Annotated in this window: 9 protein-coding genes and 1 pseudogene; 6 read left to right on the top strand and 4 right to left on the bottom strand. The window is 59.3% G+C overall.

Features of this window, described 5'->3' with window-relative positions; all coding sequences use genetic code 11:
* Window positions 1-1,957: 1,957 nt before the first annotated feature.
* Window positions 1,958-2,833 (bottom strand): annotated as a pseudogene (locus T370_RS26220) (GGDEF domain-containing protein); the annotation flags it as partial.
* Window positions 2,834-4,032: 1,199 nt separating this feature from the next.
* Here T370_RS26220 and T370_RS0101595 point away from each other — a divergent pair.
* The 5 genes from T370_RS0101595 (at window position 4,033) to T370_RS0101570 (ending at window position 9,607) form a co-directional block, all read left to right on the top strand.
* Window positions 4,033-5,550: a sulfatase family protein gene (locus T370_RS0101595; RefSeq protein WP_029434509.1), complete on the top strand. Its 1,518-nt coding sequence runs from the start codon at window positions 4,033-4,035 to the stop codon at window positions 5,548-5,550.
* A gap of 194 nt (window positions 5,551-5,744) precedes the next feature.
* Window positions 5,745-7,148 carry an SLC13 family permease gene (locus T370_RS0101590; protein WP_005024051.1) on the top strand — a complete coding sequence of 468 codons (1,404 nt, stop codon included), beginning with the start codon at window positions 5,745-5,747 and terminating at the stop codon, window positions 7,146-7,148.
* A 22-nt stretch (window positions 7,149-7,170) separates the two neighbouring features.
* Window positions 7,171-7,869, top strand: coding sequence for a Crp/Fnr family transcriptional regulator (locus tag T370_RS0101585; RefSeq protein ID WP_029434508.1), 699 nt, complete (start codon window positions 7,171-7,173; stop codon window positions 7,867-7,869).
* Between the two features lie 158 nt (window positions 7,870-8,027).
* The gene (locus T370_RS0101575; protein ID WP_029434507.1) at window positions 8,028-8,336 is read left to right on the top strand and encodes a thioredoxin family protein; all 309 of its coding nucleotides are present in this window, start codon (window positions 8,028-8,030) and stop codon (window positions 8,334-8,336) included.
* A 347-nt stretch (window positions 8,337-8,683) separates the two neighbouring features.
* On the top strand, window positions 8,684-9,607 hold the full coding sequence (locus tag T370_RS0101570; RefSeq protein WP_005024061.1) for an NAD(P)/FAD-dependent oxidoreductase: 924 nt from the start codon (window positions 8,684-8,686) through the stop codon (window positions 9,605-9,607).
* Between the two features lie 299 nt (window positions 9,608-9,906).
* Here T370_RS0101570 and yedF read toward each other — a convergent pair whose 3' ends face one another.
* The 3 genes from yedF to T370_RS0101555 all read right to left on the bottom strand — a co-directional run bounded on the left by yedF (window position 9,907) and on the right by T370_RS0101555 (window position 12,522).
* Window positions 9,907-10,506 (bottom strand): sulfurtransferase-like selenium metabolism protein YedF, encoded by a 600-nt coding sequence (gene yedF, locus T370_RS0101565; protein WP_029434506.1) that lies wholly within the window; start codon window positions 10,504-10,506, stop codon window positions 9,907-9,909.
* An 82-nt stretch (window positions 10,507-10,588) separates the two neighbouring features.
* Complete coding sequence (locus tag T370_RS0101560) at window positions 10,589-11,722, bottom strand: double-cubane-cluster-containing anaerobic reductase (protein WP_029434505.1); 1,134 nt, start codon at window positions 11,720-11,722, stop codon at window positions 10,589-10,591.
* Between the two features lie 35 nt (window positions 11,723-11,757).
* Complete coding sequence (locus T370_RS0101555) at window positions 11,758-12,522, bottom strand: acyl-CoA dehydratase activase (RefSeq protein WP_005024068.1); 765 nt, start codon at window positions 12,520-12,522, stop codon at window positions 11,758-11,760.
* Between the two features lie 960 nt (window positions 12,523-13,482).
* Between T370_RS0101555 and T370_RS0101545 the strand changes: the two genes are divergently transcribed.
* The gene (locus tag T370_RS0101545) at window positions 13,483-14,178 is read left to right on the top strand and encodes a DUF421 domain-containing protein (RefSeq protein ID WP_016360940.1); all 696 of its coding nucleotides are present in this window, start codon (window positions 13,483-13,485) and stop codon (window positions 14,176-14,178) included.
* Window positions 14,179-14,239: the final 61 nt, after the last annotated feature.

Genomic DNA, 14,239 nt, shown 5'->3' with positions numbered 1-14,239 from the left:
CCAGTTCCCCGAAAAGGCGGCGCTCGTAGAAATCGAGCACGCTTTCGAGGGATTCTGGGGCCACGCGGTCGACGGCGCGCCGCTTGACGAACGCGGAAAAATTGGCTTCCTCCTTGACGATGGGCACCTGCTCGCTGTTGTAGAACAGCGGCGTGACCGTGCGGCTCCTGACGTCGAGGGAGAAGATCTCGGAATAATTGTTTTGCAGGGCGAGGAGGTAGTTGTTTTCCTCTTCCTTCTTCTCGGTGACGTCGCGCACGAGGAGGACGGTCTCTCCCCGGTTGCCGGTCGGCAAGGGCACGATGAGCGCCAGCATCCAGTGATAGGTCCCGTCAAGGCCGAGCTTGCGGTATTCGACGGAAAGCTCTTCCCCGGCGTCGAGTTTCCTGAGGATGGTTTCGGCGGTGAAGAAATTCCGGAAGACCACCCGATCCCGCGGATGGACGCGGGTTTTCATGACCGTGATGATGTCCTTGTCGAATTCGCCGCTGACATCGATGGGCGCGAGCAGCTTGGTGTTGCAGAACAGGCAGGTCAGCTGGTTGGCGGCGAGGTTCATCCGGTAGATCTTGGCGTAGCTGTTCTGAAGGGCGACTTGAAGGTTTTCTTCGTCCCGCCTGTGGGTGAATTCCGCGCATTTCTGCTCGTTGATATCCCGGATGCATTGGAGGACGTGGCACGAGCCGTCGTCCTGCGTATAGGCGAAAGCGATGCGGGTACGCCAGCGGGGCCCGGCCTCCTCGGCAAACTGGTATTCGAGATGGATATTCCTGTCGTTTACGCCTGCCGCGAAGGCTGCCCGCAGCCCTTCGAGGGAGAAGTGTTCGCGGAAGGCGTCACGGTACTGTGGGAGGATATGGCCGAAGAACAGCTCGAAATGGGCGGCGTAATCGCCCGAAGTGTCGGTGGCGAGGTCATTGCGGTTGGCCAGAAGCTCAAAATGGCCGGTGCCGAGATCCACGTCCACGACATAATGATAGCTCTCGCAGAGGGCGCGGGCGAAGGAATCGCGCTTGGCCTTGGCCTTGCGCTCCTCGGGCGTCAGAAGGCGCTCTGAAATGAGCACGACGTGTGCGGGCTCCTTGTTTTCCCAAAGGATACCGGAAACCGAAATTTCACAGATGCCCTTGAAGGGCGGGTGCTCATGCAGGGTGGTGAACGCCTCCCCGCCGCCGTGTTTTGTCACGGGACAGAAGGAGCAGATATCGGATTTGCCCCAAAACACCTCGAAGCAGGTCACCCCGAGCTTGACATTGGGATACGCGCGGGCGACCGTATCGTTGAAGTAGACGATGCGGTGGTTGGCGTCGATGACGTAGACCGCCGTATTGGGCAGGCTGTTGAGGATGTTGCGGGTGGATTCGTAACTTTCGCGCAAAAGGCTGGCGGAGCGGCGCTGCCGGATGTACTCCCCGATGATTTTGGACATGAGGATGAGGGCGTCCACTTCCTGCTGCGTCCATATGCGGCGGTTGCCGCGCTCCTCGAAGCCGATATGGCCGACCACGTGCCCGTCGCGCACGATGTCGCACTGGAGGAGCGAGGAGATGGTGTCGTCGAGGATGAACGTTTTTTCTTCCGGGGGGACTTCCGAAAAATCGCTGCAATAATAGATGCCGCTGGAGTCCCGTGTTTTGGGCAGCTCGATTTTGTCGATGGGGACGTTTTGGAGCTGCTCCTTGGTGCTCCATTTCGGATCGGAGCACCATTCATGCGCGATGCTGACGGCCTTCCCGTCGAGCGAGTATTCAAAGATGAGAATCTTGTCCACGCGCAAGGCGTTTCCGATGAAATGCAACGCCTTGTCGATCCCTTCGTGCATGTCGTACATGCTGAAGAGGATATCGATGATGTCCACCATGATGCTGTTGCGGACGGTGTTGACGGCGAGGGGTGCGGATGTCTGGACGCCGTCGGCGTCTCCGCCGGAGGACTGGCCGAAGAATTCGTAACGGTTTTTGCCGTTCCCTTTGGCGTGGTACAGGGCGACGTCGGCCTGCCGGAACAGATCCTCATAGGCGATGGGGCGCTCGGTAACGGCGATGCCCACGCTGACGGAGACGGCGTTGTCGATATTGCTGTTTTTAAACAGGTTGCGGATGGAGGAGCAGAGGGACTGCGCGCGTGTGCGGATACCCGCGATTTCAGAAACGTCGCGCATGTAGACGTGGAATTCGTCGCCGCCCACGCGCCCGATGATGTCGTCCTGCCGGAAGGTGCGCCGAAGCTGGCGGGCGATTTCCATGATGATGGAGTCCCCGGCGAGGTGCCCCATGCTGTCGTTGACGTCCTTGAAATTGTCGATGTCGATCATGAACAGCACGCCGGAACTGCCGGGCCTTGCGTCGCGCAGGGCGATGCGGATTTCCTCTTCGGTCGTGACCTTGTTGTAAAGCCCGGTCATGGAGTCGGTGCGGCTCTTATCAAGGAGCCTGAGCTGTTCGCGCTTCTGCCGGTCGATGTCGCGCAGCGCGCCCACGGATTTGACGGGCTTGCCGAGGGTGTCCAGGATGTTGGTGCTGTAGAGGGCGAACCAGCGCTTGCGGCCTGAGTGGGTGGGCAGGAACCGTTCGGGTGCGGCCTCGGTGGAGGCTTTTTCGGCATCGAGGGCGAGAAAAGGTTCACGGAACCCCTCGCTTACGGGATCGATGGCCTCGCCTCTGCCCAGCCGTTCGCGGAAACGGGGAATAACGGGTTCGTGCCCGAAGACCTTATGGTACTTTTGGGTGTAGGCGATGGTATCCGTCTCAAAGTCGTATTCAAAGGGCAGATCTTCGGAAATGTCGGCGATGAGGGCGTATTTACGGCGCTCGTATTCGGCGCTGCGCAGCATCTCCTCCACGCAGGCGAGATCGGTAAAGGCGGAAAGGTAAACGGGGTACTGGCCTTCGTGGAGGACGCCTTCCATGCGCGTGCCGGAGAGGCGGATGCGGACGGAGGTGGCGTCTTTGCGGACGAGCACCCCTTCCCAGTCGAAAAGGGGAGGGTGCCCGGCGAGGAGCCCGATGAGGCGCACGGCGGAAGATTGTTCGATCCAAGGAAGGAGGGAGTTGCCCTGTTGGCGGCACGACTCGGCGGTTTCCCCGACAAGCGTATAGAGGGCCTTGTTCGCCGCGATCAAGGTAAGTTGCGGATCTGCGGCAACGGTGGCAGTTCCGGTGATTATGTGCGGGTTGTCGAGGAATTCCTGGAGCCTGTTCATTCCACTGTTCTCTTGGATAGGGTGTGGAGACACTCCGGGGGATGCCCCCCCCCCCGCATGTCGGAAAAAGTCCGGCACGCATCGTATCAAAGAATATAAAAGCCGGCAAAACATCCGATAGCATAGAGTATAGGCTTACGGGTGCCATTCATCAAGCGGAAATGCCGCTTGATGCCGGAAGTTATTCCACAACCGTTCCCGTTGCGGAGGGATACGGTTCTTGGGCGGAGGCAGCAGGGCGGTATCCTCAAGATGCCGCCCGCTTGTTGTGGTCAAGAGACGCTTGGCTTGCTGATGTGCCCGCTCTGCGCGGTAGAGCCGGGTGCTCTGGGGGTATGATCGGCCCGATTGAAAAGGTTTCTCCGCCGGGCGAAACAGGGTGGCGGGTTTCCGCGTATGGGGTGGCGTCGGGAGCTGCACAATGCATCCAGCCGAAAGAGGTGTCCCCTTCGGGGGGGCGGGCCGCCCTTTCCGCTTCCCGATTCTGAATAACATACCATCATCTCCGCAAGTTGTTTCGTTCTTTTGCCATGTGAAGAAAAGATCCTTGCTGAATGACTCCATTCCACTCAAAACCTTTGTAGCTCAAGGTTTTTCGGCCAATCGGAGCGTTCATTTTTTTATCATAAAAAAGCTAATGAACATATAGTATTATACTTTATAAACGGCCCTGTTCCGGCTTCTCGATTCCTCCGGAGCTTTCGTGAAAAAAATCGGAAAAGGTGAAAAGTGTCTCTTGGGAGACAGAAAATGTCCCTGAAATCCGTATTGTGAATGCAAGAACAAGGTCGCACAGCGACCCTCCAACCCTCTCTACGGAAGGAACCGCCATGAAAGAAGACCGCAAGATCAAGAACGTCGTGCTGATCATGCTCGACACGCTCCAGTTCAACTACCTTGGCTGCTACGGCAACAAGGTTGTGAAGACCCCCAATATCGATCGCCTCGCCCGTCAGGGCTTCCTCTTCGAAAACGCCTACAGTGAAGGCCTGCCCACGGTGCCCGTGCGCCGCGCCCTCATGACCGGCCGCTTCACCCTGCCTTACGGCGGCTGGCAGCCTCTCGCTCCTGACGACACCACCGTCGCCGACATCATGTGGGGCAAGAACATGCAGACGGCCCTCGTCTACGACACCCCGCCCATGCGCCTGCCCAAGTACGGCTATTCCCGCGGTTTCGACTTCGTGAGCTTCAACCCCGGCCAGGAGCTCGACCACACCAGCTTTGCCGATGTGCCGCTGGATCCCGCGCTGAAGCCGGAAGACTACACCTCCCCCACGATGGTTTTCAATGAAAAAGGCGAAGTCATCGACGACGACAGCACGCAGCTCCTCGACGAAATCGGCTGCTTCCTGCGCCAGCAGCAGTTCCGCAAGCCCGAAGACAGCTATATTTCCCGCGTCATGACGGATGCCCAAAACTGGCTGTCCAACCGCCGCGACAAGACCCGCCCCTTCCTGCTCTGGGTGGACTCCTTTGATCCGCACGAACCTTGGGACCCGGAATCCGTGTGGAAGGGCGAACCCTGCCCCTACGATCCCGAATACGTCGGCAACCCGCTGGTGCTCGCGCCGTGGACGCCCATCGAGGGCCGCATCACGGAACGCGAATGCGAGCACATCCGCGCCCTGTACATGGAAAAGATCATGCAGGTGGACAAGTGGGTGGGCGAACTGCTCGACTCCATCCGTGCTCAGGGGCTCTGGGACGAAACCCTTATTGTGCTGATGTCCGACCACGGCCAGCCGATGGGCGAAGGCGAGCACGGCCACGGCATCATGCGCAAGTGCCGTCCCTGGCCGTATGAGGAACTCGTGCACGTACCTCTGATCATGCACGTCCCCGGCATCGAAGGCGGCAAGCGCATCAAGAGTTTCGTGCAGAACGTGGACGTGACCGCGACCATCATGGACGCGCTCGGGGAGCTCGGCACGCCGCAGAAGGCGAGCGATTTCGGCTTCCCGACCTATGACACCTCGGAAATGCAGGGCATCAGCCTCCTGCCCGTAATGCGCGGCGAGACCGACACCGTGCGCGACTGCGCCATCGCCGGGTACTACGGCATGTCGTGGTCCCTCATCACCGAGGATTACTCCTACGTGCACTGGCTGGTGAGCGAGGACGTGAAGGACAGCGTGGACTGCATCGCCGGTTCCGGCACCGAAATGAAGGAAGAAATGTGGACCTGCACGGCAGGCGCGAAGGTGCAGGTGCCCGATCATGATGAATTGTACGACCGCAAGGCCGACCCCTTCCAGCTCAACAACATCGCGGATCAGAATCCCGACAAGGCCCGCGAGATGCTCCAGCAGCTCAAGCTCGTCATCGGCGAAATCCGTACGAGCTGAGGATAGGAAGAAAGGGAGAACTGGGGGAAGGGGTTCCCCTCCCTTCCCCCACCCCCCAATCCCTCCCCTTCCTAAGGTTTTTGTTTTTAGCGAACCCTTGTTCACTGTGTTGGGGAGGTGCCGGATCCTTGCCGGGCTGCGGGGCTTCCTTTTCCATATATCTCACTCTATTCCATGCACTGCGCGGAGCGCATATGACAACTGCCGTTGCGACCAACAAGCTGTCCGGAAAGTGGATAGGCTGGCTGACGAGCCTGCTCGGTGGCCTCTTTGTGGCTTGGTGCTTTTATGACCCGAGCACACCGAAAGTGAACCTCTACTGGTTCGGGACGATCATGGCGATCGGCATGTTCGCCTTTGACCTGCTGCCGAATTTCGTCACCGCCGTCCTGCTCCTGATGTACTACATCCTGACGGGCATCGCGGCTCCGGATGTGGCTTTCGTCGGCTGGACCACCCCCATCCCGTGGCTGTGCATGTGCGGTATGCTCATCGGCGTGCTCATGGAAAAGACGCGCCTCGCCAACCGTATTGCCCTGTTCACCATCAGCCGCGTGGGGACCACCCCCATTCGCATGTACATCGCGTTCCTGCTCGCCGGATTCATCGTCAGCGCGATCATCCCCGACGTCATCACGGTCGACATCCTGTTCATGGCCATAGCCACCGGCATGTGCCAGAGCCTCAACCTGTCCGTGACTTCCCGTTCCGCGACCACCATCGTCCTTGCCGCCTTCTTCGGCGCGACCATCTCTTCGGCTGCCTACCTGCCCAACAACACGGGCATCATCGGCCTGCTCATGGTCAAGGACATGGGCGTCCCGTTCACATGGCTGGGCTTCTACAGCGAAAATCTGCCTTACCAGATCGGGCACGCGCTGCTGGCCTATACCATCCTGCACCTTTTCGGCGGGCGTGAGCTTGGCGAGCACATTTCCCGCTGCCGCGCTTGTGCCGAAGCGGAACTCGCCACTCTCGGCAAGATGAGCCGCGACGAAAAGAAGACCCTCGTCCTGGCCTTGCTCGCGCTGGTGGCTTTTATCAGCGAACCGTGGCACGGTATCCCCGGCTACTTCGCCTTCTGCAGCATGGTCCTGCTTGGGTTCACCCCTATCTTCAACTTGATGGAAGCCAGCGATCTCAAGAAGGTGCAGTTCCCCATCCTGTTCTTTATCGCGGGCTGCATGGCCATCGGCATTGTGGCGGGAACCCTCGGCATCCCCGCATGGCTGGCCGGGAAGCTGGTGCCCTACCTCCAGCAGATCGACAGCAATGCCGGTTCGTCCATGTTCGCCTATTGGGTGGGCGTCGTCGCCAACCTTGTGCTGACGCCTGTCGCGGCGGCAACGTCCCTGAGCGTGCCCATGGCCGAAATCGCCACCTCGCTGAACCTTGGGATCAAGCCCATCCTGTACAGCTTCCTGTACGGGCTTGACCAGTTCTTCCTGCCGTATGAGCTGGCCCCGGCCTTGATCATGTTCGCGACCGGATACGTCCGCGTCCGTTACCTTATCGGTATCATGCTGACGCGTATGGTTTTGGCCAGCCTGATCGTGGCGTTCGTCGCCACCTTTATCTGGCCCATGATGAACCTGTAGGGAGGGGTGAAAAGGAGGAAACATGAACCGTTTCGGATTCTGCAAGCAGGAAGGCCCGGTTTTCCGCATCCGGGATCTCAACAGCCCGTGGCGTTCGGTCCTGCATCAAGGCCAGCGTCAGATGGTAGGCAAGTCCTACCAGTGGGAAGACGATCCCGAAACCTCCACCTTCTCGTTTTTGGAGAAGGGCAGGGTACGGCTCCTGAATCTTTCCGAAACGGGCAAGGAGCGCATCGTGCTCTATATCGAGCCGGGGTGCCTCTTCCGCGAAATCGTGTTGCTGCATGTTTCCCCTTCGCATCCCGCGTCGCTGGTGGCGCTGGAACCCTGTGAAGTCTATAATTTCCCCCGGACCCTGCTGGACGATGCCGAATTCGTGCGGCGCCATCCGGCGCTGATGAGCAATCTGGTCCACTCGCTCGGAGCCAAGGCCGGGGCCTTTTACAGCCAGATAACCGAAAGCGTCGAGCTGGACCCGCAGACGCAGGTATGCCGGTATCTGCACCGGCTGGCCGATGAGCGCCGGACCCGCGTGGTCAACCCCGGCGTGTCGCAGTCCGAGCTGGCCCTTGTGCTCGGCTTGCATCGGAGCACGGTATGCCGCATTATCCGGACCCTGCGCGATCGGGGCGTTCTGGGGCACTTTACCCGGTGTTCCCTTGAGATCCTCGACCGCGAAGCCCTCGCGGAGTTGTGCAACCCGAGCGAGGGAGGAAAATAAGATGAACCGGGGAGAGGGAGCTTTCGGGGAATTCCCGCACGGTTTCTCCCTCCCTGGATACACCGCCTTCCCCATGTTTTTCGAGTGAAGGCAGGCGGTACGGAGGGGAATCCCCTTTCGTGACGAGAGAACCGCATGAAACCCATTGGAGTGACATTATGATCGAGATCATCACCGAAGCTGACTATAAGGATCGCCTTGCCGCGACGCAAAACGGCGTGCTGCTGTTCTTCAAGAAGCTCTGCCCGCATTGCAAGAACATGGAGAAGGTGCTCGAGAAGTTCGGAGCCGCCAAATCCGGCATCGCGCTGTACGGCATCGATATTGAAGAGAACGCCGCCGCTGCCGCCGCGCTCGGCGCGGAACGCCCGCCGACGATTTTCGTCATCAAGGGCGGTGAGGTCAAAGCTTCCAAGGTCGGCCTCATGAACCCCCGCGAAATGGCCGCGTTCTTCGAGAAGGCCTAAGTTGCCGAATGGGGGGAAGGGGGATTCCAGAACGGTGCGCTGATGCGCGCTCCCCCTTCCCTTCACATTGTCTTTTTCTCTTATACATCCGTTACGATGAAGGCTTCGATAATCGCTTGTTTTTGCCAATGATTGCGTGAGCCGAATCCCCTTCGGCGGCAAGGCATGGGCAAAGGCGGGCCGGTCGTCGCGTCGTTTGTCTCGGAAAAGGCGGCGGTTCCCGTGCGGGAAAGCCGTGGCGTCATCTCCTCACCAGCCGAAACGTTTTGAGGTGGGGGCCGGGAAGGAAGGCTTTTTATAAAGGGCCTTTTCCTCGGCAAATCAGGAGTTTCCATCAGGAGCTTGCAATGGAAGAACGTACTTGTGACATCATCGTACTGGGCGGCGGGCCTGCCGGGATGACGGCGGCGATCTACGCGAAACGCGCGAACCTCGATGTGGTGCTCCTCGAGACGAATGTGACGGGCGGGCTGGTGAATTCGACGTATACGGTGGAGAATTTTCCCTCTTATCCTGAGATCCACGGTATGGAACTCATGGAAAAGATGCGCGAACATGTGGATCACATGGGCGTGGAAGTGGAGGAAGTGTTCGAAGTCACCGGCCTTGAGCTTGGCGAAGACGAGAAAGCCGTGCATGGGGACGGCATCGTTTACAAGGCCCCGGCGATCATTCTGGCGACGGGCCGCAAGCCCATTGCGCTGGACGTGCCCACCGAATGCGATCAGATGCACTTCTGCGCGATCTGCGACGGCGCTCCGTACAAAGGCAAGCGCGTGCTCGTGGTCGGCGGCGGGAACAGCGCCTTCGACGAAGGCTTGTACCTCCTGAATCTCGGCGTCGCCGAGCTGACCGTGGTGGAAATCATGGATCGCTTCTTCGCGGCGGAGGCCACGCAGGACGCCCTGCTCGGCGATCCCCGCGTGAAGGGCTTCAAGACGACCAAGGTCGTGGACGTGGAAGTCACGGACGGCAAGCTGTCCGCCGCCATCCTCGAAAACGCGCAGACCGGCGAACGCACCGCGCTGCCCGTGGACGGGATTTTCGTCTTCCTCGGCCAGTCCCCGAACAACGAATGGTTCAAGGATGCGATCGCCCTCGATGACAAGGGCTACATCCTTGCGGGCGAAGACATGTCTACCAATATTCCCGGCGTGTTCGGCGCGGGCGACATCAACCACAAGCCGTACCGCCAGATCACCACGGCGGTCAGCGACGGTACCATAGCCGCTCTCGCCGCCGAGCGTTGGTTGCGCAGCCGCAAGAAATAAGGTTATGTATGACTCCGGGGGAGGATGTTTGGGGAAAGGCGTCCTCCCCCGCCATGCCGTCCGCATGAACGGGCGGCGGGGAGAGACGTTCCCTCGGGGGGACGCACGCATATTCCATCCGCTTGAATACACTTCTTTATCCTCAATAACGTGCGGTTAAAGAGCGTGTAGCTGGGTGTCGGGATATGTGTCCAAACTCCCCCTCCTGGTTTGCGCCGGGAGGGGGAGTCTTTTGTGTACCGAGCTGTTTTTTCCAGAAGCGGGGCCTGAACCCGTGCCTCGGCAAACGGAAAGGGATTTTACGGGCGGATGACCTTGTCGGCCAGTGCGAGGCTGGTCACGACATCCAGCATGTTGGTGGTCTGTCCGGCCTGCTTCGCCTCAAGGAGGCCGTAGAAATCAAGGCAGGTTCCGCAGACGAGGACGTCCGTCCCCGCGTTTTCCAGAGCCTTCAGGCTGTCCAGTGCTTTTCCGAGGGTGGCGGCGAGCTTCACGCCGCCGTTCAGCAGAATGACGCGCCACAGGCTCTCCCCCAGCTCGGGCAGGGTGGACAGGAAATTCCCCATCAGTTTTTCGCCCAGCTCATCATCGCCGCGCCCGAAGGTTTCGGTGGTGATGAGGACCAACGTCTTGCCGGGCGTGAGGGTTGCGGCGGCGGGTTCCGGCTCGGTGACGCGGCATCCGCACGCTGTGGCGGAAACGCACCACAAGTCGGCTCCTTCCTGCCGTACTTCCACGGAATAGCCGGTGCGGCCGAGAAAGCGGCCCACATTTTCCGAAGCCGCCGTATTGTCCACAAGCACGCGCAGCGAGGCGGGTTTTTCTTCTTCCAGCATCCTGCGGCAGCGGATGACTGGTTCGGGGCAGGCCAACCCGCAGCAATTCAATTCCTTGGTCATGTGACTATCCTTTTCTGTTTTTTCATGAAGCGGCCGCCGTCCGCACAAACGGCTGGACGGCGCTTCCATGCCGCCGAGAGGCTTAGTTGAGCATTTCGAGGAAGGCTTCGATCCGGACCTTGAGCTGTTCGGTATCCGCCTCCGAGTAGTCCGTCACGATCTGGAGGAACGGCAGATCCAGTTCCTCACGCACGAACTTTTTGACGGACCACGATTCCACATCGTACGTCTGGCATCCCTGCCAGGTGAGATCGACCACGGCGTCCGTCTGGAACGCTTCCGTCAGCTCTCGCAGCGCCGTGTAGCGGTTGGGGTTGGGCGACATGACGGAGCATGGCGTGTCGAGATACCGTCCGGCGAGTTCGGTCAGCGGATCGGCGGTTTCATCCATCATCAGGCGCACTTTTTTATAACAGGTGCAGTTGTCGATGCAGACGATGCTCGCCCCGCACTCTTCGAGGAGCTGGATGACCTTGTGGGAGCCCAGCCCCGTGGGGACGCCCGTGAGCAGGACGCGGGGCGCGTCCGGGGAAACGGCCCCGTCACTCGCCCCGCCGATCTCGGCGGCGATGTCCTGAAGGAGCGCGATGGCCTGCTCGTAGTCGGGCATGAAGGAAGCCCGGAAACAGATGTCCAGCAGATCCATGCCCGTCAGGGGCGACGGTTTGCGCTTGGCAAGGTCAAGGACATCCTTGAGGGCTCGGCGGAGCCGGTTGGTCAGCCGGACGGCATTCCGCAGATCGTCCGTGGTGATGGAAACGCCGAAATCCTTTTCCAGCCTCGCGGCGAGCTTGGCGTACTGGGCGCGCCAGTAGTCCTTGGCGTCCCCGTCCTGAATCTGCGGAAGCTGGAGCAGTACGACCGGCTTGTAGGCGGCCAGCAGTTCGTACATCTTTTTCTTGCCGTCGCAGGTGGTGTCCGCCACCACGATGTCCGAGGCGGCGAGATAGGGACAGCTGTCTTGGAGCGCGAAACCGAAACTGCTCTTGATCAGCGGGCAAAGGGAGCGGGGGAGCATGGTTTCCGCCACCGGGATGGAATCGTTTTTCGTGCCGCACAGCGAAACCGGAATGGCTCCTGCGGCAAGGGCGATTTCCAGCGGCGAATAGATGCAGTACTGGCCCACGACCTTTTTCCCCGCTTCTTTGGCTTGTTGCAGCGCCAGCACATTGCGCCCGGTGATGTCGCGGAACCGTTCGAGACTTGCGTATGCCATGGAAGTTCTCCTTCAAGGTATGGTGGTGAAGCCGTTCAGATGCGGGCGGCAATCAAGGCCGCTCCGATGGCTCCGACGAGTTGCGGATACTCGGGCACGTTGACCGGGACGCCGAGTTCTTCGGAAAGCAGCCTGCTGAACGAAGGGCTTGTCGCCAGCCCGCCCGTGAACGTGCATTCGCCGCGCAAGGGTATGCGGGCGGCAAGGCCCCGCATACGCCGGGCGATGGAGCGGAAGACGCCGGCGGCGATATCGGCGGGTGGCGTACCCCGCGCAAGCAGGCCGATGATTTCCGTTTCCGCGAATACGGCGCACATGCTGGAAATGGCGGCGGGCTTTCCCCGTCCGGCGGCTTCACCGAGCTCCGCCAGCTCCATGCCGAGGATGCCGGAAAGGACCTGTAGAAAACGGCCCGTGCCCGCCGCGCACTTGTCGTTCATCAGAAAATCCTGCACCGAGCCGTCCGGGGCCGTACTGATGACCTTGCTGTCCTGCCCTCCGATGTCGAGCACAACGCCCGTTCCGGGGAAGAGGTGGACGGCACCGCGCGCGTGGCAGGTGATCTCCGTGACCACTTTGTCCGCAAAGGGCAGGGAAATGCGCCCGTACCCCGTTCCGACGATACGGGATGCCGCGATCCCGCCCGCGTCGGCACAGGCGGCGGCCAGCGCCTTTTCCCCGGCCTCGCGCGCGTTCCAGCCTGTGGGCAGGACGGCCTTGCCCAACAGCGAACGCGATTGGGGATCGAAGATAACGGCTTTGGCGGCTACGGAGCCGACATCGACACCGGCTACAGGCATACGGTTCTCCTTATGGGGGCGGCGTCGGATGCGGAACCCTTGGGGGTGGCGGGAGCCCGCCCTTCCGTCCGGAACGGGCAGAGGCTCTTCACGGGCGTGCCCATGTCCATATGCTTCTGGGCACGCAAGAAAGCGGCTCCGGAAGAACTCTTCGAGGCAGGGGGATCAGGAAACGCCGAGGGGCTTACCGTTTTCGACAAGCGCGTAGTTTTCCCGATCGGCGAAAGGCTTAGGGCAGACGCATTGAGCTTCGAAGGCCCTGTCCTTGGACACGGCCGCGATGGGCGGGGAGTGGCGTGCCGTGAAAACGAGGCCGCCTCAAAGGAGGGAAGCTCGGCCGAGGGTTTCCCGAGCAGGCCGTGTGCGGTAAGCCCGGCAAGGGGTGCCCGGCGGAAGGGTGCGAACATGGACATTTCCCCAATGCTTGTTGTGTATGAACGCTCCGAAAGGGTTCCGGAGCCTCCGACGCGGCAGCGAAACGTGTACCGCGCACAAGATACAAAAAAGCCCGTATGCAACCATACGGGAAAAGCGATGGGGGAATGTCCGTCAGGAAAGAAAGGCGGGAGGGGATGCCGCTATCAGCACACCGCCAACTGTGACGGGGACATACAGCCCCACCGCAGACGGCGTCAGGTCATGCCTGAAATCTGATGGCGGAAACGAGACATGGGGTACCTTTGCTCAGTATTTTCATAAAGCAATAATCGCTGGCCATTGGAATGTAAAGGGCGTTTAGCGTTTGATTTTCATAGATGACGGATGGGATTGCCTTTTCCAGTTCGGAGTGTGTCATTTCACTCCCTTGCCCTGGCTGTTTATCGCCTCCTCCGGAATAAGATAACGGACAGCAAGGTTTTCTGGGCGTATCCTTGGACCACGAAAAACAGGCAAGGGAGAGCAAAGGGAATACGTCTAGGCCGTTAGAGGGCTTGAGAGAGAACGTTTCTGGAGAGTTCAATGGATAGTGCCATGATAGCTTCGCTTCTTTCATACGGGAACATTGCGATCAAACTGGCTGTAGGGCTGATCGGTTTTCTTTGGGTGCTGCGGACGACCAATCGCTGCCAATTGGCACAGATGACCCCGGTCGACCTTATAGGCAATTTCGTGATGGGCGGCATCATTGGCGGTGTTATTTATAATCAGGACATAACTACCGTACAATTCATAATCGTATTGGCGATATGGCAACTTCTGGTATTAGGGGTAAATGCCCTGCGCATACACACGGAGTCCGGTCAGAAGATGATAGTGGGAAGGCCTACTCCTGTTGTGATAAAAGGCAAGTATTTACAGGATAAATTTGAACTCTTGGGTCTTGATATCGCTGATTTTGCGACATTATCCAGAATCCAGGGCGTTCACTCCCTCTATGATATATGGAATGCGCAGATTGAGCCGAATGGGCAGGCCACCATTCAGAAAAAAGATGCCCGCAAAACATCAAATATACTCATAACGAACGGGACAATAGATACAGGCGCTCTGGAAATGATGGAAAAGGATGAAGGATGGTTGAAAAATGAATTACATAAAAGGGGATACGAATCGTATAAAGATATCTTTTTTGCCGAATGGAATGAACTTATTGATGATGAAAGGGGAAAAGCCGGGGAACTGTATATCGTTGAGCGCACGGAAAAAAGAGATTGAAAAGGATACTGCCGGAGAGGAATGCCCTTCAAGGTAACGCCATGCGAGACATCCCGAGGAG

The organism is Bilophila wadsworthia ATCC 49260 (assembly GCF_000701705.1).
GTDB lineage: Bacteria > Desulfobacterota > Desulfovibrionia > Desulfovibrionales > Desulfovibrionaceae > Bilophila > Bilophila wadsworthia.
The sequence above is the reverse complement of the archived record's forward strand: the minus strand, read 5'-3'. Positions and strand labels throughout refer to the sequence as shown.

What these genes read in the sequence shown, in the direction of transcription:
- T370_RS0101560 (WP_029434505.1), bottom strand. Translation starts at nt 11,722, where the DNA reads ATGGCATACGCAAGTCTCGAACGGTTCCGCGACATCACCGGGCGCAAT.
- yedF (WP_029434506.1), bottom strand. Translation starts at nt 10,506, where the DNA reads ATGACCAAGGAATTGAATTGCTGCGGGTTGGCCTGCCCCGAACCAGTC.
- T370_RS0101555 (WP_005024068.1), bottom strand. Translation starts at nt 12,522, where the DNA reads ATGCCTGTAGCCGGTGTCGATGTCGGCTCCGTAGCCGCCAAAGCCGTT.
- T370_RS0101585 (WP_029434508.1), top strand. Translation starts at nt 7,171, where the DNA reads ATGAACCGTTTCGGATTCTGCAAGCAGGAAGGCCCGGTTTTCCGCATC.
- T370_RS0101545 (WP_016360940.1), top strand. Translation starts at nt 13,483, where the DNA reads ATGGATAGTGCCATGATAGCTTCGCTTCTTTCATACGGGAACATTGCG.
- T370_RS0101570 (WP_005024061.1), top strand. Translation starts at nt 8,684, where the DNA reads ATGGAAGAACGTACTTGTGACATCATCGTACTGGGCGGCGGGCCTGCC.
- T370_RS0101595 (WP_029434509.1), top strand. Translation starts at nt 4,033, where the DNA reads ATGAAAGAAGACCGCAAGATCAAGAACGTCGTGCTGATCATGCTCGAC.
- T370_RS0101575 (WP_029434507.1), top strand. Translation starts at nt 8,028, where the DNA reads ATGATCGAGATCATCACCGAAGCTGACTATAAGGATCGCCTTGCCGCG.
- T370_RS0101590 (WP_005024051.1), top strand. Translation starts at nt 5,745, where the DNA reads ATGACAACTGCCGTTGCGACCAACAAGCTGTCCGGAAAGTGGATAGGC.